The following is a 21,944-nucleotide window of genomic DNA, read 5'->3' as shown; positions in this document are numbered from 1 at the left end:
CTACGAGCGCGAGCCCCGCCCCGGACGCTCAACTCCCTTGGTTTCGCCTGCTGTTCACCGCCCGGTCGTACGGGTGTACGTCTTGCTGGGCCCGTTGCCGTCGAGGCGGCGGACGACGAGGGTGTGCTCGTCGGGCAGGGTCAGTTCACGCGCCGCGCCCGGGCGGCAGCTCTGCCCCTTGTCGTACGTGAGCGTGGCCGGGCCGAGGGTCACCGTGGTCGGGTCGGCCGAGCGGAGGCGTGCGGTCGAGGCGCAGTCGTGGTGCGGGCCTTGCTCGCGCAGGCGCATGACCCGCTCGCCGCGCGTTCCCTGGGTGAGGGTCAGGGTGCGGGTGCCGGGGCCGCCGGGGCCCCGGGTCCTGTGCTGCCAGGTCCCGAGGAACGACTCGGGGACCGCCGCGGGTGTGGCGGGCGCGGTGGGCGGGGCCTTCCGGCGCTGTTCCGTACGGCCGGTGCCCTCGCCGTTCATCACCGCGTACACCGAACCGCCCGCACCGATCGCCACGGTCACGGCGGCGGCCACGAGGAAGGCGGTGGTCCGGCCGTTGCGCTGCGCCCGCGGCTCGGTTTCCGGCTCGGTTTCCGGATCGGTCTCCGGATGGGGCTCCAGATCGGTCTCCGGATTGGTCTCGGGCTCGGGCTCGGGCTCGGTCTCGGGATCGGTTTCCGGATGCGTCTCCGGCCCGCCCCCGGGAGTGGCGGGTACGTCCCCGGTGCCGGGCAGCGCGGCGGAGGCGCCGCCGGTCGCCGGGTGCCCGAAGCCGACGGGGTGGGGAGGGGTGGGCAGGGCCTGGGTGTGCGGTTCGGCGGGTCCGGGTCCGGCTTCGGCTTCGGGTTCGGGTTCGGCTCCGGGTGCGGGTTCGGCTCCGGCGACGCCGAGGTCGCCCTCGGCGTCGGCGTCGGCGTCGGCGTCCGCCTCCGGACGGGGACCAGGACCAGGACCAGGACCGGTACCGGTACCGGGACCGGGACCGGATATCGAGGGGTGGCCGGAACAGGGTCCGCCCCGGCCCATCCCCATCCCCGTCCCCAACCCCGTCCCCAACCCCAACCCCAACCCCAACCCCACCCCCGCCTCCTCGTCGTCCACCGGCGACCGGGGCTCCGGCACGCGCACCGCAGGCCCCGCCCCCGGGTCCTCCACGTCCAGCAACCGCGCCGCGTGCCGCCCGAGCTGGGCGATGAGCGTGCCGGGGAGCCAGGGTTCGCGGGCGCGGCCGTCGGCCACCGTGTCGTGGGCCCCGCTGTGCCGCAGGACCGCGTCCAGGGAGGGGCGGTGCTCGGGTGCCTTCGCGAGGCAGGCGTGGACCAGCTCGCGCAGCGGCTTCGGCAGCGCCCGCAGGTCGGGCTCCTCCTGGGCGATGCGGAACATCAGCGCGTGCGCCCCGCTGCCCTCCGCGCCGAACGGGAGCCTGCCGGTGGCTGCGTACGCGAGGACCGAGCCGAGGCAGAACACGTCGCAGGCCGGGGTGACCGGGTCGCCGCGCAGCTGCTCGGGCGCCATGAAGGCGGGCGAGCCGACGAGCGCGCCCGCCCGGGTGAGGCCGCCGTCGGTGACCGTCTCCAGGGCGCGGGCGATGCCGAAGTCGATGACGCGCGGGCCGTCGATGGTGAGCAGGACGTTGGACGGCTTGAGGTCGCGGTGGACGACCCCGGCGGCGTGGATGTCGCGCAGCGCGTGCGCGAGTCCGGCGGCGAGGATGCGCACGGAGCGCTCCGGCAGCGGCCCGTGCTCGCGGGCCACGACGGTGTGCAGGGAGGGCCCGGCGACGTACCCGCTGGCCAGCCAGGGCCGGTCGGCCTCGGGGTCGGCGTCCAGGACGGGCGCGGTCCACGCCCCGCCGACCTGCCGTGCCGTGTCGATCTCCTGCCGGAACCTGCGGCGGAACTCCTCCTGCCCGGCCAGCTCCTCGCGCACCAGCTTCACGGCGACGGTGCGCCCGGAGGCCGACCGGGCGAGGAACACCTGGCCCATGCCGCCCGAGCCGAGGCGCCCGAGCAGCCGGTACGCGCCGATCGTCCGCGGATCCGAAGCGCCAAGCTCGTCCATGGCCCGTGCCCTCCCCGTACCGGATTCACCGGCTCGCAGCAGCCCGACGGTCCGAGGATAAGTTCCGGTCCGGTGCCGCGGCCGGGAGTTGGGGAACCGTTTCCAGTCCGTCCATCACCTCGGCCAGCCGCTCCAACGCCCGTACGGTCTCGGTGAGTTCGGCCTCCCCGAGGCGTTCGGCGAGCTGTGCGGCGAGGCGGGCGTGGCCGGGCCGGACCCGGTCGACGGCGGCGCGGCCCCGCTCGGTGGGCGTGACGAGCTTGGCCCTGCGGTGGGCGGGGTTGGGCTCGTACCGCGCGAGGCCGTCGGCGACGAGCCGGTCGGCGACCCGCTGCACGCTCTGCCGGGTGATGCCCATACGGCGGGCGATCGCGGCGACCGGCAGCGGCTCCGCCAGCACGGCGCCGAGCACCTGCCACCAGGCGGCGGTGAGCCCGGCGGGCCGCGCCAACTGCTCGGACACGGCGAGGAACTGGCCGTTCAGCCGGAACACGCCCATCGCCGTCCGGCTGAGCGCCTCGGTCTCCCTCACTGCTCCTCCCCGGCGGTCAGCACCTCGTACGCGGCCGGGTCGGAGTGCCGGAACAGCCGGTACCAGGCGTCGAGTTGCGCGCCCTCGTACACGCCGAGGCGGCCGAGGATCTCGCGCGCGAAGCCTTCAGGGTCGGTGCTGCTCGCGGTGATCAGGTCGCGGTCGGTGACGGCGGTGGTGGCGGGGCCGTCGACGTAGTGCTCGGCGCCCCGGTAGCCGGTGGCCTGGAGGTAGAACGAGACGTTGCTGGTGTGCGCGCGGTCGTCGAGCAGGCCCTCGCGGGCCAGGCCGGCGGTGGCGCCGCAGATCGCGGCGACCGGCACTCCGGCGTCGAGGAACGCGCGGGCGGCGCGGGCGAACGGTGCGAGCCGGTCGCCCTCGTCCCACAGGTCGCCGCCGGTGAGGATGAGGAGCGCGCTGTCCTCGGGGCGTACATCGGAGAGCGCGAGGTCGGGCGTGATGCGCAGGCCGCCGATGGTGGTGACCGGGTCGAGGCTCGCCCCGACGTACCGGATCTTGAAGCCGCCGCGGGCCAGCCAGGCCGTGGCGTGGCCGGACTCCCAGTCGGCGTATCCGTCGTAGACGGCGACGTGCACGGGCTTGCGGGCGGTGCTTGTCGTGGCGGTCATGGCTGCTCCCGGATGCTCGGATCCTGTGAACCTGACAGCAGTCTGTCAAATCGACAGGATGCTGTCAATAGTCATGTGAGAGGAGGAGCTCAAGGAGGAGGGGCTTAACCGCTCCGGGAGGCGGGCTTAAACCGCCCATCCCTACCGTCCGGGCCATGGAGAACCTGCAGAGCCTGCCGAGCCTCGGCGCCCACCTCGGCCTCGACCTCGCCGCCGTGACCGCCCTGACCTTCGGCGTCTTCTATCCCCGGCACCGCCGGCGGGAGCTGGTGCCCGCGTATCTCGCCCTGAACGTCGCCCTGTTCGCCGTCGTCGCGGCCCTCGCGCGCGGCGGCACGGGTGGCGGGCTGGCGCTCGGCTTCGGGCTCTTCGGGGTGCTCTCGATCATCCGGCTGCGCTCCGACACGGTCCAGCACCAGGAGGTCGCGTACTACTTCACGACCCTCGTCCTCGGCCTCCTCTGCGGCCTCCCCGGCCTCGGCCTCGGCACGGCCGCCGCGCTCGCCGCGGTGCTGCTGCTCGTGATGTACGCGGCGGACCACCCGCGCCTCTACCGCCGCGACCGCCGCGCGCTCGTCACCCTCGACGCCGTGCACCGCGAACCGGCCGCACTCCGCGCGGATCTGGCCGACCGCCTCGGTGAACCCCTCGGCTGGACGGTCCGTGAGGTGGACTACGTACGCGACCTGATGGTCGTGGAAGTCCGCTTCCGGGAGCCGGAAGTCCGGGAACCTTCGGGCCCCGCCACACGTCCACCCCGTGCGACCGCATCCCCTGCCCGCGCCCGCACGATCGCCGCTCGTCCCTCACGCAAGGAGACCGTGTGAACCCCGCCCTGCGCGCCGTCGGGCGTGCCGCGCTCGCCGCTCATCCGATCCCGCTCGCCGATGTGCTCGCCCGGGCGGAGCTGCTGGCCCGGTTCGACCGGAGCTATCTGGTGCCGGTCGAGGTGTTCGAGGAGTTCGCCGCCCTGCTGACCGATCCGCGGCGGCCCAGCGGGCCGTTCCGGGCCCTGTCGATCGGCGGCAAGCGCTGGTTCTCGTACCACTCGGTGTACTACGACACCCCCGCCCTGCGGACGTTCCACGACCACCGGCAAGGGCGGAGGCTGCGGTTCCGGGTGCGGGAGCGGCTGTACCGGGACAGCGGGGAGCGGCAGTTCGAGGTCAAGCTGAAGGGGCCGCGCGGCGAGACCGTCAAGCACCGCGAACGGCTGACCGGCACCGACCGCGCCCTCGACGCCGACCGCCACGCCTTCCTCGGCGGAGTGCTGCGGTCCGCGTACGGGATCGAGGCGCCGGACGGCCTGCGGCCCGCGCTGACCACCGACTACCGGCGGGCCACGTTCGTCGCCGACGGGCAGCGGGTGACGTGCGACGCGGGGCTGGTCGTACGGGAGGCGGGGGAGCGGGGGCGCGGCGCGCGGGCCGACGGGGGCCTGGTCCTGGTCGAGACGAAGACGAGCGGCCACCTGACCGAGGCCGACCGGCTCCTGCACCGCTTCGGCCTGCGCGCGTCGGAGTTCACGAAGTACGCGTGCGGGTTCGCCGCGCTGCGGCCGGAGTTGGGGGTGAATCGGTGGGTGCGGCCGGTGCGGGAGGTTTTCTCTTCCTCACCCCGCCCCTTCCCGAATGTCCTTGCCGGACGGGCCTTTTCCAGCTCCCCCAGCTAGCGCTGGGAGGTGCCCCCAGAGGGGGTCAATTCTGAGCCGTACGGGGAAACATCTGAGCCGTACGGGGAAAGAACAGCGTCACCCGGGCACCACCCGCACCGTCCACCGCGCACCGGCCCCCCGCCTCCTTTGCCGTACGCCGAACGATGTCCAGGCCGAGACCCGTCGAGCCCGCTCCACTCGCTCCGCGTTCCGGTGCCGCGCCCCCGAACCCCGGTCCTTCATCGGCAACTTCGAGCCGGACGGAGCCCTGAGGCCCGGGCCCGGCCATGACCCGAAATGCCGTCCCCTGCGGAGTGTGATCCAGCACATTCCCGATCAGCGCGTCCAACGCCGCCCCGAGGTCGTCCTCCGCCACCGCCACCCACAGCCCCACGCCCCCCGTCGAGACGGTCAGCTCCCTCCCCTGGTCCTCCGCCAGCGGCAGCCAGAACGCGGCCCGTTCGCGGGCGACCCGGGCCAGGTCGGACCGCTCGGGACGGGTGCGCAGGGGCTTGCGGGCGCGCCGGATCACCTCGTCGACCTGCTGCTCAAGCGCTGCCGCGCTCGCCGTGATCCGCTCGCCCTCCGCCGGGTCGCGCAGCCCCTCCGCGTCCAGGCGCAGCGCGGCCATCGGGGTGCGCAGGCGGTGCGCGAGGTCGGCTGCGTTCTCGCGTTCGGCGGTGAGCAGGTCGTCGATACGGGCCGCCAGATGATTCAACTCGGCCGCCACGAGCTGGAGTTCGGGCGGGCCCGAGGGCGCGGCGCGGGCCGTCAGGTCACCGTCGGACAGCCGCTCCGCGACCCCGGCGAGGCGGCGCGCGGAGCCGACCAGGCGGGCGCCGAGCCGGTCGGCGATCAGCAGCCCGACGAGCACGAGTCCGAGCCCGATCCCGGCGAGGATCAGCCAGGACGCCAGCATGCCCTCGTACAACTGGCCCTTGGTCAGGGCGACCTGGACGACCGCCGTGCCCTCCCGCGGCCCCTGCACCGGGACCAGGACGAGGCGGCCGCCGTCCGGTGCCGCGTAGGTGAAGGCGCGGCCGCGCCGGGCCAGGCGTACCGCGTCGCTCACCCGGGCGGGCGCGCCGAGCACCCGGCCGTCGGCGAGGATCACCGAGGTCGCCGGGCCCGAGGCCGAGTTGGCGCCGTCGACGAACGACTCGGCCGCGCCGGTGCCGAGCACGGCGCCCGCGCCGGAGGCCACGTACTGCGCCCGCGCGGTCGCCTCGGCGGTGGCGCGCTCGGCGGCGTGCGTACGGGTGAGGAGCGCGAGCGGCACGAGCAGCGCGGCCAGGACGAGGGCGGTGGTCGCGGCGGTGAGGACGAGCAGCCAGCGCCGCATCAGCCGTCGGAGCCTTCCGTGCTCTCCGGCGGCGCGAGTTTGACCCCCACCGTGCGGACCGTGTGCAGATAGCGCGGCCGCTGCGCCGTCTCGCCCAGCTTCCGCCGCAGCCACGACAGATGGACGTCGACCGTCTTGTCGGCCCCGCCCAGCGGCTGCTGCCACACCTCGGCGAGAAGTTCGCGCCGCGACACCACCTGTCCGGCCCGGCGCGCGAGATGGGCGAGCAGGTCGAACTCACGGGGCGTGAGGTCCAGGGTCCGCCCGTCCAGGGCCACCTTGCGCCCGGCGAGGTCCACCCGCAGGCCGCCGACGCGCAGCGGCTCCGCCTCCTGGGGCCCGCCGAGGCGCCGCAGCACCGCCTTGATCCGGGCGTCCAGCTGGGCGGCCCCGAACGGCTTCACGATGTAGTCGTCGGCGCCCGCGTCGAGCAGCGCCACCATGTCGGGCTCCTCGTCGCGCGCGGTGGCCACGATCACGGGTATCTCGCTGACCGCCCGCAGCATCCGCAGCACCTGCGCCCCGTCGACGTCCGGCAGGCCCAGGTCGAGCACGACGAGGTCGGGCCGGTCCGTGACGGCCGCGTCCAGCCCGCTCATCCCGGTGGGCGCGGTCGCCACGGCGTGCCCCTTGTCGCGCAGGGCGCGCACCAGCGCGCCGCGCAGCTGCGGATCGTCCTCGATGACCAGGAGGTGAGGCATCCGGCCACGGTAGGACGCCAGTTCGGGCCGCTGACAAGGGGGTACGCGGGGCCGCGCCCCGGCCGCGGGGGTTCTTTGGGCGGGCTTTAACCGGGCGTTAGGCAAGGGTGGGGGAGGCTGGTCCCGTATGGCTTCGCAGGGACTCGTGCGGCTCCGTAGGGACTCGTACGGCTCCGTATGCGCTCGTACGGCTTCGCATGGACACTCGTACGGCTCCGTATGCGCTCGTACGGCTTCGCATGGACACTCGTACGGCTCCGTATGCGCTCGTACGGCTTCGCATGGACACTCGTACGGCTTCGTAGGGACGCGTACGGCTTCGCATGGACAGGGGGACGACGGTGAAGGGGCGGAGTGCGGCGGTGACCGTGGCCTGGGCGGCGGTCGCGGCCGTGGCGGGCGGGCTCGGTGCCTGGACCCTCGCGGGCTTCGACGGGGCGGCGGGCGAGCGCGGCCGGCCCCTGGACGACGCGGCGGTCCGCCGCGCCCTCGCGTCACCGCCCCCGGCCTCCGCCCCGCCTCCGCCTCCGTCCCCGTCCGCAAGCCGGGAGCCGCAGCCCGCCGAGGACACCACGACCGCGCCCGCCCCGCCCCGCCGCTCCACCCTCCGCTTCACCGGCGGCACCGCCACCGCCGAGTGCCGCGCCGACGGCACGGTCTATCTGACCTCGTGGAGCCCGGCCGACGGGTACCACGTCGAGGAGTACGCCCGCGGCCCGGCGAGGACCGCCCGCCTGGAGCTGGAGCCGAGCGCGGAAGACGCCGGGGGCAGCGGCGACAACGGCGACAACGGCGACACCGACGACACCGACAACGCCGACGACACCGCGTACGTGATCTCCTGCGGGCCCACCGGAAAGGCGCAGGCGGCCCCGGCCCCGGAGGACGACGGCTGAGGGTGCCGATCCGGAGGTCGACAGAGTGTCGGGCCCACCCCGTACGCACCTAACACGACGCCGATGGTCCGTCCGCATCCCGGACATTTACTCTCGGCCCATGACCCCTCATGCCCCTCATGGCACCTCCCCTGTCATCCCTCAGGCCGACCCCGCGAAGGGCGCAGCCGTCAAGGCCGCCGACCGTGCGCACGTGTTCCACTCCTGGTCGGCGCAGGAGCTGATCGACCCGCTCGCCGTCGCCGGCGCGGAGGGCTCGTACTTCTGGGACTACGACGGCAACCGCTACCTCGACTTCACCAGCGGCCTCGTCTACACCAACATCGGCTACCAGCACCCCAAGGTCGTCGCCGCGGTGCAGGAGCAGGCCGGGCGGATGACGACGTTCGCGCCCGCCTTCGCCGTCGACGTGCGCTCCGAGGCCGCACGCCTCATCGCGCAGCGCACGCCCGGCGACCTCGACAAGATCTTCTTCACCAACGGTGGTGCCGAGGCCGTCGAGAACGCGGTCCGCATGGCCCGGCTGCACACCGGCCGCCCGAAGATCATGAGCGCCTACCGCTCGTACCACGGCGCCACCGCAGCCGCGATCAACCTGACCGGCGACCCGCGCCGCTGGGCCTCCGACACCGGCACGGCGGGCGTGGTGCACTTCTGGGCGCCGTTCCTGTACCGCTCGCCGTTCTACGCCGAGACCGAGGCGGAGGAGTGCGCGCGGGCGCTGCAGCACCTTGAGGACACCATCGCGTTCGAGAACCCGAACTCGATCGCCGCGATCGTCCTGGAGACGGTCCCGGGCACGGCCGGCATCATGACCCCGCCGCCCGGCTACCTCGCGGGCGTCCGCGAGATCTGCGACCGGTACGGCATCGTCTTCGTCCTCGACGAGGTCATGGCGGGCTTCGGCCGTACGGGCGCGTGGTTCGCGGCGGACCAGTACGACGTGGTGCCGGACCTGCTGACCTTCGCCAAGGGCGTCAACTCCGGCTACGTCCCGCTGGGCGGCGTCGCGATCTCGTCGGCCATCGCGGAGACCTTCGCCAAGAAGCCGTACCCGGGTGGTCTCACGTACTCCGGTCACCCGCTGGCCTGCGCGGCGGCGGTCGCGACGATCGAGGTCATGGAGGAGGAGCGGATCGTCGAGCACGCGGCCCGGATCGGCGAGGACGTCCTCGGCCCCGGCCTGCGCGAGCTCGCCGAGCGGCACCCGTCGGTGGGCGAGGTGCGCGGCCTCGGCGTCTTCTGGGCCCTGGACCTCGTACGCAACCGGGAGACCCGCGAGCCCCTGGTCCCGTACAACGCGACGGGCGAGGCGAACGCCCCGATGGCGGCGTTCGCGGCGGCCTGCAAGAAGTCGGGCCTGTGGCCGTTCGTGAACATGAACCGCACGCATGCGGTGCCGGCGTGCAACGTCACGGAGTCCGAGGCCAAGGAGGGCCTGGCGATCCTGGACGAGGCGCTTTCCGTCGCCGACGAGCACGTGGAGGGCTGAGCGGTCCGGGGGCCGGAGCCCCCGGACCCGGTGCTCTGTCGTTCGGCTGCGGAGCCCCCCGGGGCCCAGGGGGTGCCGCACCTGCCCCAGCCGTCAGCTGAACACGATCATCGACCCCTGCCCCAGACTCCGCGTCGCCGCCGCGTGCAACCCCAGCCACACATGCCGCTCCCGGGCGAACGGATCAGCCCCGTAAGCAACCGGAGCCGCAGGCTCCGCCAGCGCTGTGGGGGCCGGGGGCGGCGCCGGAGCCGGGGGCGGGTTCGCCGGGTCGATGCCGATCGACGGAGCCACGAACTCCAGCTCACGCAGCAACGCCTGCACCGACCCCAGCGGCCCACCCCCCGCAAGCAGCTCCTCATCGGCCAGCGGCGCCGCGAAGTCCACCGGCACATACGCCCCGGCGTGGTCGTAGTGCCACACCAGGTGCGACTCCTTGGCCGTGGCCTCGAACATCTCCAGGAGCTGTTCGTAGTCCCCGCCCAGCTCGTCGACCGGCGTGACCTCAAGCCCGCACAGCTTCAGCAGATACGCGCGGCGCAGGAAGTGCAGCGCGTCGTAGTCGAACCCGGCCACCGGCGCCACGTCCCCGGAGAGCCCCGGCATGTACGCGAAGACCGGCACCGGCGGCAGCCCGGCGTCGCCGAGGGCGCGGTCGTAGCGGGCGAGTTCTTCCGCGAACGGGTTGTCGGGGCTGTGGCACAGCACATCGACGAGGGGGACGAGCCACAGGTCACAGGCCAAGAGAGAACTCCTCGGGTCGGCGTACGTGCCGGCAGGGTAGTGCGCGCCCTGCACGGCGCTCACCCCCCGTACGGCGCTCACTCCCGTACGGCGGGGTTCTCTGCGTTCTGCCCATCCAGGTCCCACACCCACACCCCGCCGACCAACTGTCCCTCCTGCCCGAGAAGTTGGCGCACCGTCGACCGCAGCGCCTCCGCCCCTGGCTGCGGGGCGAGGACCAGGGCGCCCGCGTTCCAGTACGCGAGGTCCTCAGCCGCCTGCCGTCGCCATGCCTCGCTCAGCCGTGGGGCGCGGCCCGAGTAGCGGACGTCGCGCAGCAGGTTCGAGGTGTGGCGGGGCGCGGCGCCGTAGATGCCGATGCGCTCCTCGCCCCAGGGCCCGTTGAAGTACCCGCCGGGCAGCTTGAAGCCGAGGCCGGCCGCGGTCTGCCAGTGCAGGCCCTCCGCGTTGCCGGGGTCGGGCAGCGGCACCGGCACCAGCGTCTCGCCGCGCGCGGTGTCGACGTAACGCCGCCAGGTGCCGTCGGTGATGAACGGCGGGACGGCGATCCGCTCGACCGTGGTCAGCGGCATCGGCACGATCGGCACCAGCGCGGCGGCCACGGCCGCGAGCCCGAGCGCACGCCGCGAGGGCCGCGCCCCGCGCAACCGGTCCACGGCGAGCGCGACGAGCATCCCGAGCGCGGGCGCGCACACCATCGCGACCCTTGACTCGATGACGGACTCGAAGAGCGGCGCGTGCGCGAGCGGCCGCCACGGACCCGGCAGGACGACATCCGTCAGCGGAATGCGGAACTCCGGCCCGAGCGACAGGAACGCCGCCGCGAGCGCGGTGAACGCGAGGGCCCGCACGGCCGCCCGCTCCCACAGCCCCGCCGTGATCGCCGCAGCCAGGGCGACCAGCGGCCAGCCGTAGAAGGCGTTCTGCTCGGTGATGTTGAGGGCGAGCGGCTCGGCGGCCTCGCGGCTCCCGGCGAGCGAGCGCTCGGCGAAGGACAGCAGCGCGAGCGGACTGTTGCCCGTGCCCTCGCCGTGCAGCACCGAGCGGTAGCTCTGCGGCCCGAAGAACTGCCAGTACAGCGGGTACGCGACCAGTACGAGCGCCACCCCCGCGCCGACCGCGAGCCCCTTGCCGAGCGGCCGCCACGCCGCCCGCGCCACATCCCGCCGTACGACCGCGTAGGCCACGGCGAACAGCAGCATCCCGAGGACCGCGAGCAGCAGCGACTCCTCGCCGAGGAAGATCTGGTACGCGCAGAGAAGGCCGAGCACGACCCCGTCCCGTACCGCCCGCGCATCCGGCGCGCACAGCCTGAGGGCGCGGTCGACGATCAGCGGGATCATGAACAGGACGACGAAGTTGGGGTGCGCGTTGGCGTGGCTCACCATCGGCGGCGCGAACGCGGCGAGCAGCCCGCCGACGACCGCCGCGCACCGCCCGACGCCCAGCCGCTTGCGGATCAGCCAGTACCAGGCGAGCCCGGTCGCGGCGAGGCCGAGCGTCATCACGAGGGCGAGCGAGACGGCGGGCCCGAAGGCGGCGGTGACCGGCGCGAGCGGCACGGACAGGCCGAGCATCGCGGTGTTGGCCATCAGGTTCACGCCGTCGGGAAAGCCCTGGAGGTCGGTGAAGAGCGGGTTCCGCAGGTGGAGGACGTTCTCGGCGGTGACGGCGAAGAACCACTCCCACTGGTTCTGGTCCTGCAGCGAGTCCGGCAGGTAGCGGCTCGACGGGTCGGGCCAGCGCCCCTGGTGCAGCAGGAGCGACGCAAGCAGGAACACGCCGAACACGCCGAACACGCGGAGGACGGCGAGCTGCGCGGGCCTGATGGTGCGCGCCTTCATCACCGCAAGCTCGCCGAGGACCCGCAGGTAGTCGAGGGGGCGGACCTTCGAGCCCTCCTGGTGGGCCCAGCGCACCGGCACCTCCGCGATCCGCAGACCGCGCCCGCGCAGGTACCGCAGCACCTCGACGTCGATGGCCCAGCCGTCGGTGCGGGCGGCGGCGAACGCGGCGCGGGCGGATTCACCGTCGAACAGCTTGAAGCCGCACTGGGTGTCGCGGATACCGGGCACCGCGACCGCGCGTATCAGGAAGTTGCCGCCGCGGCCGAGGAGTTCGCGGGTGCGGCTCTGATGCGTCTCGATGGTCGAGCCGGGCCGGGCACGGGAGCCGACGGCGGCCGCGCAGCCCTCGCCGAGCTCCTTCTCCAGATGCTCCAGCTCCTCGACGGGCGTGGCCAGATCGGCGTCCGTGACCAGGACCCGCCGCCCGCGCGTGTGCGCGACGCCCTGGCGCAGCGCGTATCCCTTGCCGCGGTTGCGGTCGTACGCGACGACCTGGATGCGGGCCTCGACGGCGGCCGCGTCCTCGGCGACGGCGCGGGTGCGGTCCGTCGACCCGTCGTCGACGACGACGATCTCCCAGCTCTCCCACGGCCCCTCGGCCAGATGCCGCCGCACCGCGTCGAGGGTCGGCCCGAGCCGCCGCTCCTCGTTGTAGGCGGGCACGACGACGGACAGCTCGGTCGCCGGTGGCGTCGGGCGGGACACGGTCACCGTGCGAGGTTCTCGACCAGCGCGAGGGAGTGCGCGTTGTACGCGGCCACCAGGGCGTACGCCCCGGCCGCGTCGCGTCGCGCCACCGCCTCGACCAGCTCGACGTGGCCCCGCCACAGCGTGCCGCGCAGGTCGGGCGCCCGGCGCAGCAGCGGGACGACGAACACCCAGGACTGCACGCGGAGGCGGTGCAGGAAGTCGCTGAGGTACGGGTTGCCGAAGAGCCCGCTGAGCTCGCGCCAGAACCGCAGGTCGTAGCCGATCAGCACGTTCAGGTCGCCGGCGCCGGCGGCCCGTTGCGCCTCCTCGGCCCGGCGGCGCACGGAGACGAGGTCGACGCGGATCCCCTCGGTGCCGCGCTCGGCGATGCCCCGGAAGATCGCCTCGGCGACGATGCTGCGGGCCTCGACCATGCCGCGGTAGTCGGCGACGCTGAACTCGTGCACCTTGAAGCCGCGGTGCTGCACGGAGTCGAGCAGCCCCTGCGCGGACAGGTCGACCAGGGCCTCGCGGACGGGGGTGGCGGAGACCCCGTACTGGTCGGCGATCTCCTTGACGCTGAACTCCTGGCCGGGCGCGAGCCGTCCGGCCAGGACCTCGTCGCGCAGGGCGTCGGCGATCTGCTGGCGCAGGGTGCTGCGGGTGACCGCGGTGCTGCGCATGGTCGTGGCTGTCCCTCTCGAAGGCCCGTCGGAGCTGGTCACCTTAGTCGCCGCGCCCCGTCCGCCACGGCCCCGGCGACCAGGAACGCGTCGTCGAGGAGCGCCCTCACGTGGTCTCCGGCGGCGCGGTAGTAGACGCGGGTGCCGTCGCGACGGGTCGTGACGAGTCCGGCGGTACGCAGCCGGGCCAGGTGCTGGGAGACGGCGGCGACCTGCGCCCCGGTCAGCTCGGCCAGCTCCCCCACGGCCCGCTCGCCCCGGCTCAGCTCCCACAGCACGGTGAACCGCGTCGGATCGGCCACGGCCTTGAGCACGGCCACGGCATCGTCCCGCCGGGCGGTCAGTTGTTGCGCGTCCACGCAAGAAGCTTAGCTTTCGCCTGCGCTGTTCGGCCTGTCCGGCGTTCGGGGACGAGTGCGTTCTTCGGTCCGTCCGGCGTTCGGGGGACGAGCGTGCTCTTCGGCGAGCGCGTTCTTCGGTCCGTCCGGGGTCCGGGGACGAGCGTGCTCTTCGGCGAGCGCGTTCTTCGGTCCGTCCGGCGTCCGGGGACGAGCGCGAAACGCGGTCAGAACTCCGGCGGCCGCTGGCGCGGCATGTTCGGCCGGGCCGCCCCCGGCGGCAGCGGAAACCGCCCCGGAGGCGACGGCTCGGGCCGCGTACCGCCCGGCACCGCCGCCTGCAGCCCCAGCGGCGCGGGCCCGGAGCGGAACTCCACCATCCAGTCCGCGGTCTCCGACCGCACCAGCTCCGTGATGTCCTCGGAGAACCTCCGCAGCACCCCGAGACACCGCTCCGCCGCCTCGCTCGCCGTTCCCTCCGCGGGACCAAGCACCTCGCGCACGCTCTCCGAGGCCCAGTCGAACTGCAGCACCTGCAGCCGCCGCTGCACCGCCTGCGCCGTGGCCATGTCCCTTATCCAGCCGGAGGTCAGCCCGAAGTACCGGTCGCAGGCCACGCACGCCACCGCGAGCAGCAGCGCCAGATACCCCCAGGGCGCCGCCCCGCCGACCGCGCCCGTCACGTCGAGCAGCGGCAGCGCCGCCCCGGCAAGGGCACCGAGCGCCGTCCCGAGCCTCAGCAGCCGCGCGCCCCGCCGCTTCCAGGTGCGGTCGGCCAGGTACCAGGCGGCGGTGTGCAGCGCGCCCGCCTCCACCCAGCGGTACAGCTCGTCCAGGCGCTCCGCGGGCTCACCCCAGTCGCCGGACGGGAACGGCCGTCCCGTGAGATCCCGCCCGCCGCCGCGCGCCCCGGCCGCCCGCTCCGTACGAGCGTCGGCGCGGGGGTCCGCACTGTCGCGCCGCCCGTGCGCACCGCCGCCCGGTGGCACCTCGGGCTGCATCTCCGGCTGGCTCACCCGGCACTCCCTCGACTCCTGCGGACTGCGGTACGAACCGCCCCTGCCGGGACGGGTGTGGCTGACGTGCAAGCACCTTTACTACCTCCCAATGGGTGGCCGTGAGCCCTTTTTCGAGGGATTTACGCCTGGACGTGGGCCTTGATCAGGTATAGGGCCCTGGTCCGCGGCCCCGCGCCTCACTCGAAAGAGTGCTGGGGCGATCCGTCCCTTGAACACGTAGGCTCGTGCCAGGCGGAAAACCCCGCCGCGTACGCCCGTACGGACGTGCCGTCCGGACCAGTCGAAAGCCAGGAGCTGATCGTGATTCCCGGTGGTGGCCAGCCCAATATGCAGCAGCTGCTGCAGCAGGCCCAGAAGATGCAGCAGGACCTCGCCAAGGCGCAGGAGGAGCTGGCGCAGACCGAGGTCGACGGGCAGGCGGGCGGCGGCCTGGTGAAGGCCACCGTCAACGGTTCCGGCGAGCTGCGCGGCCTGGTCATCGACCCGAAGGCGGTGGACCCTCAGGACACCGAGACGCTGTCCGACCTGATCCTCGCCGCGGTGCAGGCGGCCAACGAGAACGCGCAGGCGCTGCAGCAGCAGAAGCTCGGCCCGCTCGCCCAGGGCCTCGGCGGTGGCGGCGGCATCCCCGGCCTGCCGTTCTAGCGGCGGCCCCGGCCCCCGGTCCGTCACGGAAGGGTGACGCCGGGATCTCCTCTATCTGAGGTCCCGGTCCACCAACTACCGTACGTACCAAGCCAGAACAGAAGCCAGAACAGAAGCCAGAACAGAAGACAGAAAGCACCAGGAAGGCAGTCCGTTGTACGAAGGCGTGGTCCAGGACCTCATCGACGAGTTGGGCAGGCTGCCCGGCGTCGGTCCCAAGAGCGCGCAGCGGATCGCCTTCCACATCCTGCAGGCCGAGCCGACCGATGTGCGCCGCCTCGCGCACGCCCTCCTGGAAGTGAAGGAGAAGGTCCGCTTCTGCAGCGTCTGCGGGAACGTGGCGCAGGAGGAGCAGTGCGCCGTCTGCCGCGACCAGCGGCGCGACCCGGCGGTCATCTGCGTCGTCGAGGAGCCCAAGGACGTCGTGGCGATCGAGCGCACCCGCGAGTTCCGCGGCCGCTACCACGTCCTGGGCGGCGCGATCAGCCCCATCGAGGGCGTCGGCCCGGACGACCTGCGGATCAGGGAACTCCTCGCCCGGCTCGCGGACGGCACGGTCAACGAGCTGATCCTCGCCACGGACCCCAACCTGGAGGGCGAGGCCACGGCCACGTACCTCGCCCGGATGATCAAGCCGATGGGGCTGAAGGTCACCCGGCTGGCCAGCGGCCTTCCCGTCGGGGGAGACCTTGAGTACGCGGACGAGGTCACCCTGGGCCGCGCCTTCGAAGGGAGACGACTGCTCGATGTCTGACGCCACGCAGGTCAAGAACGGTGCCCCGGAGAGCACGTCCGCCGCGCCGACGCCGCCCGATCCGTCCGACTTCGCGGTGCAGATCGCCGACCAGGTCGAGAGCTTCATCCTCACGGTGACCGAGGTCGCCAAGGGCGACGAGCCGGACTCCGCCGTCCCGTACCTCCTCCTGGAGGTCTCCCAACTCCTGCTCGCCGGCGGCCGGTTGGGCGCCCACGAGGACATCGTCCCGGACGAGCGGTACGAACCCGACCTGGGCCCCGAGCAGGGCGTCGAAGAGGCGGACGAGCTCCGCGAGCGCCTCGCCTCCCTCCTCGACCCGGTCGACGTCTACTCCGAGGTCTTCGACCCGTACGAACCCCGCAAGGCCCCGGTGGCCTGCCGTATCTCGGACGACCTCGCGGACGTCGTCACCGACCTGCGCCACGGCCTCGCCCACTACCGCGCGGGCCGTACGGTCGAGGCGCTGTGGTGGTGGCAGTTCTCGTACTTCTCCAACTGGGGCTCCACGGCCTCCGCCTCCCTGCGCGCCCTGCAGTCCCTGGTCGCCCACGTCCGTCTGGACCAGCCGCTGCAGGAGCTGGACGGCCTGGACACCGACCAGGAGCTGGGCGAGGAGGACGAGCTGGCCGAGGAGACAGGCAAGATCATGGCCGAGGAGATCGCGGGTCCGCTGGGGTTGCGTCAGGGGAGGTGACCGGTGACCGGTGACCGATGGACGGTGACAGGCGGACGGTGCCCGGTGGGCGGGCGGATGGCCGGAACGCGTCCCCAGGACACCCGCCCCGCTGTGACCCGCCCCACTTTCCGGACTGTCTCGGAGCTCAGCGGGCATGTGCCGTTCTGGAGCGGCCGGGCGTGACAGGGGCCCCGATGATCACTTCGTGAGCGGGACATCTCACGATGCGATATATGAGGGGCGACAACCGGCCGCTCGTTAAACTGAGCCGACCGCACCATGAATTGAGCGAGGAGCGCACGTGAGCCTTGTCGTGCAGAAGTACGGAGGCTCCTCCGTAGCCGATGCCGAAGGCATCAAGCGGGTCGCCAAGCGAATCGTCGAGGCCAAGAAGAACGGCAACCAGGTGGTAGCCGTGGTCTCCGCGATGGGCGACACGACGGACGAGCTGATCGATCTCGCCGAGCAGGTATCCCCGATCCCTGCCGGACGTGAGCTCGACATGCTGTTGACCGCAGGAGAGCGGATCTCCATGGCCCTGCTGGCCATGGCGATCAAAAACCTGGGCCACGAGGCCCAGTCGTTCACCGGCAGCCAGGCAGGTGTCATCACCGACTCGGTTCACAACAAAGCGCGCATCATCGATGTCACGCCGGGCCGGATCCGCACCTCCGTCGACGAGGGCAACATCGCCATCGTCGCCGGCTTCCAGGGCGTCAGCCAGGACAGCAAGGACATCACCACGCTCGGCCGCGGTGGCAGTGACACCACGGCGGTGGCCCTCGCGGCCGCCCTCGACGCCGACGTGTGCGAGATCTACACCGACGTGGACGGCGTCTTCACCGCCGACCCGCGGGTCGTGAAGAAGGCCCGCAAGATCGACTGGATCTCCTTCGAGGACATGCTGGAGCTGGCCGCCTCCGGCTCGAAGGTGCTGCTCCACCGCTGTGTGGAGTACGCCCGTCGCTACAACATCCCGATCCACGTACGGTCGTCCTTCTCGGGGCTTCCGGGCACCTGGGTCAGCAACGAACGACCGCAATCTGCACAATCTGCACAGGGAGCCGAGCAGGTGGAGCACGCCCTCATTTCCGGAGTCGCCCACGACGTCTCCGAGGCCAAGGTCACCGTCGTCGGCGTCCCGGACAAGCCGGGCGAGGCCGCATCGATCTTCCGTGCCGTCGCGGACGCGGAGATCAACATCGACATGGTCGTGCAGAACGTCTCGGCGGCCTCCACCGGCCTGACGGACATCTCCTTCACGCTGCCGAAGGCCGAGGGCAAGAAGGCCACCGCCGCCCTGGAGAAGATCAAGCCGGCCGTGGGGTACGACTCCCTGCGCTACGACGACCAGATCGCCAAGATCTCCCTGGTCGGCGCCGGCATGAAGACCAACCCGGGCGTCACCGCCCAGTTCTTCGAGGCGCTCTCCGACGCGGGCGTGAACATCGAGCTCATCTCGACCTCCGAGATCCGCATCTCGGTCGTTACCCGCGCGGACGATGTCAAGGAGGCGGTGCAGGCCGTGCACACCTCCTTCGGCCTCGACAGCGACTCCGAAGAGGCCGTGGTCTACGGAGGCACCGGCCGCTGATGACCCCTGCGCCGACGGCCCCGGACGCCCCCACCCGACCCACACTCGCGGTCGTCGGGGCGACCGGGGCCGTCGGCACGGTCATGCTCTCGATCCTGTCCCAGCACGCCGACATCTGGGGCGAGATCCGCCTGATCGCCTCCCCACGCTCGGCCGGTCGCAAGCTGGCCGTGCGCGGCGAGGAGGTCGAGGTCGTCGCGCTCACCGAAGAGGCCTTCGAGGGCGTCGACATCGCGATGTTCGACGTACCCGACGACGTCTCCGCGCAGTGGGCGCCGATCGCCGCCGCCAAGGGCGCGGTGGTCGTGGACAATTCGGCGGCTTTCCGGATGGACCCGGACGTCCCTCTGGTCGTCCCCGAGGTCAATCCGCACGCCGCCCGGGTCCGCCCGCGCGGGATCGTCGCCAACCCGAACTGCACGACGCTCTCCATGATCGTCGCGATGGGCGCGCTGCACGCCGAGTTCGGTCTGCGCGAGCTGGTGGTCTCCTCGTACCAGGCGGTGAGCGGGGCCGGGCTGGCCGGAGTGGAGTCGTTGCGCGGGCAGTTGAACCTGGTCGCCGGTACCGACCTCGGCACCAAGCCGGGCGACGTCCGCCGTGCCGTCGGCGACGACACCGGTCCCTTCCGTGAGCCGATCGCGCTCAACGTCATCCCCTGGGCCGGTTCGCTGCAGGACGACGGCTGGTCGTCCGAGGAGCTGAAGGTCCGTAACGAGTCCCGGAAGATCCTGGGCGTGCCCGATCTGCGGGTGAGCGTCACCTGTGTCCGCGTACCGGTCGTCACGACCCATTCGCTGACCGTCCACGCCCGCTTCGAGAACGAGGTGACCGTGGACCACGCCCACGAGATCCTCTCCACGGCGCCCGGCGTCGTCCTCTTCGACAACCCCGCGGCCGGCGAATTCCCCACCCCCGCGGACGTGGTGGGCACGGACCCCACCTGGGTCGGCCGCGTACGCCGCGCCCTCGACGACCCGACCGCGCTCGAACTCTTCGTCTGCGGGGACAATCTGCGCAAGGGTGGCGCGTTGAACACTGCACAGATCGCGGAGCTGATTGCGGCGGAGTTGTCGTAATTCGCCCTGTTTGCTGGGGTGTTCGGTTTGTTCGGTTTGTTCGGTTGTTCGGTTCGCATCCCGGCCGGAGTCCTTGTGCGATCTGTGTAAGTTATGTGTCCGACTTGATGGTCCAGGCCACTTGAGCCGGGCCAGGGTCCCGTACGAAGATTTCCTCCTTGTCGTCCGCGTGTTCCGCGGGTTTTCTGCAACCGCGCACGGTCGGGGGGCGTCTTTGCGGTCGGCCTTCCAAAGGCGCCGCACTGAAACGGGGCACATCGGGGCATTGGGGTATCGGGGTATCGGGGTATCGGGGCATAGGGGAAGAGCTGGTACGCATGACGGCATGGGGTGCATCGCCACACGCGCGGTACGCGGCGCCGCTGGCGCCCGCGGCGAATACCCGGCGCGGTGCGTACAACCCTGACGGGGGGAAGCGTGTCCAACAAGCGTGGCAGAGGTACTCGAATTCCCCATGGCCCGCGGCGCCCGCAGCGCAGCCGTGCGGCCGCAGCGCGGCGGCATGCCGGTGATCGCCCCCATGCCCGCGCCACGGCCCACGCGTATGCCCGGCCAGCGCGAGGGCGCTGACGAAGCCATGGCCTCCGGCACCACCGTCGACCACCTCACCGAGACCTACCGCGCCCACTACCGCTCGCTGCTCGGCCTCGCGGCGCTGCTCCTCGACGACACCGCGTCCTGCGAGGACGTCGTCCAGGAGGCCTTCATCCGCGTGCACTCGGCGCGCAAGCGGGTCCGCGACCCGGAGAAGACGCTGGCGTATCTCCGCCAGACCGTCGTCAACCTCTCCCGCTCCGCCCTGCGCCGCCGCATCCTCGGCCTCAAGCTGCTGTCGAAGCCGATGCCGGACATGGCGAGCGCGGAGGAGGGCGCGTACGACCAGCTGGAGCGCGACGCCCTGATCAAGGCGATGCGCGGCCTCCAGCGCCGCCAGCGCGAGGTGCTGGTCCTTCGGTACTTCGCGGACATGACGGAGGCCCAGGTCGCCGAGACCCTCGGCATCTCGCTCGGCTCGGTCAAGGCCTACGGCTCGCGCGGCATAGCCGCCCTGCGCGTCGCCATGGAGGCGCCGGCATGAGCGAGTTCGACCGGCAGGGTGAGGTCGGGGATCAGGGGCAGAGGCAGGGCCAGGGGCAGGGTCAGGATCAGGGCCAGGGTCAGGGTCAGGGTCAGGGTCGGTACGAGGGCCAGTACGACGTCCGGTACGAGGGCCAGCGCGAGGGCCAGTACGACGTCCGGTACGAGGGCCAGTACGGCGGCAGCGAAGCTCAGCACAAACAGCACGGCGGGAACGAACCGGTGAACAGCGGCCCCAGCACGCACGACGACGAGGGCCATGGGGGTCCCGGACGCCCTGGGGGGCCCGAAGCCTCCGGGGGGCCCGTAGCCTCCGGGGGTCCGGTAGCCCGGGGGAATTCCGAGGCCGCAGGGGGTTCTGGGAGCCCCGACCGGCCCGGGAGCCCCGACCGGCCCGGGAGCCCCGACCGGCCGGGGAGCCACGAGAGGCCGGGGAGCCACGAGAGGCCCGGGAGTCCTGACCGCCCCGACGGCTTTGACGGCGCGGCCGGGCTGGACGCCGACGAGCTGCTGGTCCGCGACCTCCTGCAGGGCGCCGTCCAGGAACTCGAACCCTCCGACCACGCCCTGGACCACCTGCGCCGGGCCGTGCCCGCCCGCCGGGCCCGCAAGCGTCAGGCCGTCGTGGGCGTGGCCGCCGCCGCGCTGTTCTTCGGCACCGCGGTCCCCGCCCTCGTCCACGTCACCGGTTCGCCGAGCGCCGACGACGACCACCCTTCCGCCGTCGGCCACAGCTCCGAGGTACCCGGCGGCAACGACTCCGCCCGGGTCACCGGCGGCGGTGAGCAGGGCCGCGACAGGCCCTCTGGCGGGGGCGACACGGGCGGCAACGACAAGGACGACGCGGGCGAGAAGGGCAACGGCCAGGGCGACGCCGAGCCCGGCGAGGGCGCCACGGCGGGCGCCGACCCGACGGCCACCGAGGCCATCACCGCCGTCACCTGCGACGCCGTCCAGCTGGGCAGCGCCACCGCGACCGTCGAGCCGCCGGACGCCGAGGGCACGGTCTACGGCGCCTTCCGCGTCGCCAACACCTCCGACTCCGAGTGCACGGTCGGTGGCGCGGGCAGCGTCGTCTTCGCCGCCCAGGGCGCGGCCGACCCGGCGAAGATCAACGTGGTGGACCACGCCGCCGGCGACGCCGCCACCCGCCTCCCGGACCCGGCCACCAACCCGACCTCGGTCGTCCTCAAGCCGGGCACGGCCTACGAGGTCCGCTTCGCCTGGGTGCCGTCCGAGAACTGTCCCGGCCCCGGCGCCTCCCCGGACCCGACGCCCACGGGCGACGGCGCCAGCGGGGGCACGGAGCAGGGCGGCACGTCGACCCAACTCGGCGCCGAGGAAGGCCCGTCCGACGGAACCGTCTCGGTCACCCACACCGCGGAACCGGGCGGCCCCAGCGCGGCCACCACCCTCGCGGGCTGCGCCGGCACGATCTACCGCACGGGCGTCCTGACGGCTCCGTAAGGCCGTTGCGCCACCGCCCCTGAACGACGACGG

At 72.8% G+C, this 21,944-nt stretch carries 22 protein-coding genes; 11 read left to right on the top strand and 11 right to left on the bottom strand.

Annotated elements, in window-relative coordinates:
- Positions 1-54: 54 nt before the first annotated feature.
- From QIS99_RS00195 to QIS99_RS00185, 3 genes are read right to left on the bottom strand one after another with little or no spacing between them, the layout of a single operon-like run.
- Positions 55-2,049: a protein kinase domain-containing protein gene (locus QIS99_RS00195; RefSeq protein WP_282509107.1), complete on the bottom strand. Its 1,995-nt coding sequence runs from the start codon at positions 2,047-2,049 to the stop codon at positions 55-57.
- 25 nt (positions 2,050-2,074) lie between these two features.
- Positions 2,075-2,548, bottom strand: a complete 474-nt coding sequence (locus tag QIS99_RS00190; RefSeq protein WP_282509855.1) for a MarR family winged helix-turn-helix transcriptional regulator — start codon at positions 2,546-2,548, stop codon at positions 2,075-2,077.
- Between the two features lie 29 nt (positions 2,549-2,577).
- Positions 2,578-3,210 (bottom strand): DJ-1/PfpI family protein, encoded by a 633-nt coding sequence (locus QIS99_RS00185; RefSeq protein ID WP_282509105.1) that lies wholly within the window; start codon positions 3,208-3,210, stop codon positions 2,578-2,580.
- 155 nt (positions 3,211-3,365) lie between these two features.
- On the opposite strand from QIS99_RS00185, the gene QIS99_RS00180 reads away from it, so the two are divergent.
- Both QIS99_RS00180 and QIS99_RS00175 read left to right on the top strand, forming a co-directional pair.
- Positions 3,366-4,037 carry a DUF4956 domain-containing protein gene (locus tag QIS99_RS00180; RefSeq protein ID WP_282509103.1) on the top strand — a complete coding sequence of 224 codons (672 nt, stop codon included), beginning with the start codon at positions 3,366-3,368 and terminating at the stop codon, positions 4,035-4,037.
- Positions 4,034-4,882 carry a VTC domain-containing protein gene (locus QIS99_RS00175; RefSeq protein ID WP_282509101.1) on the top strand — a complete coding sequence of 283 codons (849 nt, stop codon included), beginning with the start codon at positions 4,034-4,036 and terminating at the stop codon, positions 4,880-4,882. The genes QIS99_RS00180 and QIS99_RS00175 overlap by 4 nt, the downstream gene beginning before the upstream one ends.
- Positions 4,883-4,907: 25 nt before the next feature.
- On the opposite strand, the gene QIS99_RS00170 is transcribed toward QIS99_RS00175, so the two are convergent.
- Together QIS99_RS00170 and QIS99_RS00165 are read right to left on the bottom strand one after the other, a co-directional pair.
- On the bottom strand, positions 4,908-6,206 hold the full coding sequence (locus QIS99_RS00170) for a HAMP domain-containing sensor histidine kinase (RefSeq protein ID WP_282509100.1): 1,299 nt from the start codon (positions 6,204-6,206) through the stop codon (positions 4,908-4,910).
- The gene (locus QIS99_RS00165) at positions 6,206-6,907 is read right to left on the bottom strand and encodes a response regulator transcription factor (protein ID WP_282509099.1); all 702 of its coding nucleotides are present in this window, start codon (positions 6,905-6,907) and stop codon (positions 6,206-6,208) included. Before QIS99_RS00165 ends, QIS99_RS00170 begins: the two co-directional genes overlap by 1 nt.
- A gap of 362 nt (positions 6,908-7,269) precedes the next feature.
- Between QIS99_RS00165 and QIS99_RS00160 the strand changes: the two genes are divergently transcribed.
- Both QIS99_RS00160 and QIS99_RS00155 read left to right on the top strand, forming a co-directional pair.
- Positions 7,270-7,803 carry a hypothetical protein gene (locus QIS99_RS00160; RefSeq protein WP_282509098.1) on the top strand — a complete coding sequence of 178 codons (534 nt, stop codon included), beginning with the start codon at positions 7,270-7,272 and terminating at the stop codon, positions 7,801-7,803.
- 100 nt (positions 7,804-7,903) lie between these two features.
- A complete protein-coding gene (locus QIS99_RS00155) occupies positions 7,904-9,295 on the top strand; it encodes an aspartate aminotransferase family protein (protein ID WP_282509096.1) in 1,392 nt (463 codons plus the stop codon).
- Between the two features lie 93 nt (positions 9,296-9,388).
- Here the strand turns inward: QIS99_RS00155 and QIS99_RS00150 are convergent, their stop codons facing one another.
- From QIS99_RS00150 to QIS99_RS00130, 5 genes are all read right to left on the bottom strand, one after another.
- On the bottom strand, positions 9,389-10,039 hold the full coding sequence (locus QIS99_RS00150; protein WP_282509094.1) for a hypothetical protein: 651 nt from the start codon (positions 10,037-10,039) through the stop codon (positions 9,389-9,391).
- A 77-nt stretch (positions 10,040-10,116) separates the two neighbouring features.
- Entirely contained in the window at positions 10,117-12,597 is a 2,481-nt protein-coding gene (locus QIS99_RS00145) for a glycosyltransferase (RefSeq protein WP_408909453.1), read from the bottom strand.
- Positions 12,594-13,259: a GntR family transcriptional regulator gene (locus tag QIS99_RS00140; protein WP_282509092.1), complete on the bottom strand. Its 666-nt coding sequence runs from the start codon at positions 13,257-13,259 to the stop codon at positions 12,594-12,596. The genes QIS99_RS00145 and QIS99_RS00140 overlap by 4 nt, the downstream gene beginning before the upstream one ends.
- A 38-nt stretch (positions 13,260-13,297) precedes the next feature.
- On the bottom strand, positions 13,298-13,618 hold the full coding sequence (locus QIS99_RS00135; protein ID WP_282509090.1) for an ArsR/SmtB family transcription factor: 321 nt from the start codon (positions 13,616-13,618) through the stop codon (positions 13,298-13,300).
- A gap of 206 nt (positions 13,619-13,824) precedes the next feature.
- Positions 13,825-14,613 (bottom strand): SLATT domain-containing protein, encoded by a 789-nt coding sequence (locus QIS99_RS00130; RefSeq protein WP_282509088.1) that lies wholly within the window; start codon positions 14,611-14,613, stop codon positions 13,825-13,827.
- A gap of 303 nt (positions 14,614-14,916) precedes the next feature.
- Here QIS99_RS00130 and QIS99_RS00125 point away from each other — a divergent pair, with 303 nt between their 5' ends.
- The 6 genes from QIS99_RS00125 (at position 14,917) to QIS99_RS00100 (ending at position 20,445) form a co-directional block, all read left to right on the top strand.
- On the top strand, positions 14,917-15,261 hold the full coding sequence (locus tag QIS99_RS00125; RefSeq protein ID WP_282509851.1) for a YbaB/EbfC family nucleoid-associated protein: 345 nt from the start codon (positions 14,917-14,919) through the stop codon (positions 15,259-15,261).
- A 154-nt stretch (positions 15,262-15,415) separates the two neighbouring features.
- Complete coding sequence (gene recR / locus QIS99_RS00120; protein ID WP_282509087.1) at positions 15,416-16,015, top strand: recombination mediator RecR; 600 nt, start codon at positions 15,416-15,418, stop codon at positions 16,013-16,015.
- Positions 16,008-16,712 (top strand): DUF5063 domain-containing protein, encoded by a 705-nt coding sequence (locus QIS99_RS00115; RefSeq protein ID WP_282509086.1) that lies wholly within the window; start codon positions 16,008-16,010, stop codon positions 16,710-16,712. The genes recR and QIS99_RS00115 overlap by 8 nt, the downstream gene beginning before the upstream one ends.
- A gap of 283 nt (positions 16,713-16,995) precedes the next feature.
- Positions 16,996-18,288: an aspartate kinase gene (locus QIS99_RS00110; RefSeq protein WP_282509084.1), complete on the top strand. Its 1,293-nt coding sequence runs from the start codon at positions 16,996-16,998 to the stop codon at positions 18,286-18,288.
- On the top strand, positions 18,288-19,367 hold the full coding sequence (locus QIS99_RS00105) for an aspartate-semialdehyde dehydrogenase (RefSeq protein WP_282509082.1): 1,080 nt from the start codon (positions 18,288-18,290) through the stop codon (positions 19,365-19,367). The genes QIS99_RS00110 and QIS99_RS00105 overlap by 1 nt, the downstream gene beginning before the upstream one ends.
- Positions 19,368-19,869: 502 nt before the next feature.
- Complete coding sequence (locus QIS99_RS00100; RefSeq protein ID WP_408909463.1) at positions 19,870-20,445, top strand: SigE family RNA polymerase sigma factor; 576 nt, start codon at positions 19,870-19,872, stop codon at positions 20,443-20,445.
- Here the strand turns inward: QIS99_RS00100 and QIS99_RS00095 are convergent.
- Positions 20,391-20,651 carry a hypothetical protein gene (locus tag QIS99_RS00095; protein ID WP_282509081.1) on the bottom strand — a complete coding sequence of 87 codons (261 nt, stop codon included), beginning with the start codon at positions 20,649-20,651 and terminating at the stop codon, positions 20,391-20,393. The two genes, QIS99_RS00100 and QIS99_RS00095, sit on opposite strands and share 55 nt — an antisense overlap.
- Before the next feature lie 15 nt (positions 20,652-20,666).
- On the opposite strand from QIS99_RS00095, the gene QIS99_RS00090 reads away from it, so the two are divergent.
- Entirely contained in the window at positions 20,667-21,911 is a 1,245-nt protein-coding gene (locus QIS99_RS00090) for a hypothetical protein (protein WP_282509080.1), read from the top strand.
- Positions 21,912-21,944: the final 33 nt, after the last annotated feature.

The sequence above is a fragment of the Streptomyces solicavernae genome (assembly GCF_029968095.1).
In the GTDB taxonomy this organism is placed as follows: Bacteria; Actinomycetota; Actinomycetes; order Streptomycetales; family Streptomycetaceae; genus Streptomyces; species Streptomyces solicavernae.
Note: the sequence above shows the minus strand (reverse complement) of the source record. Positions and strands in the feature narration are given on the sequence as shown.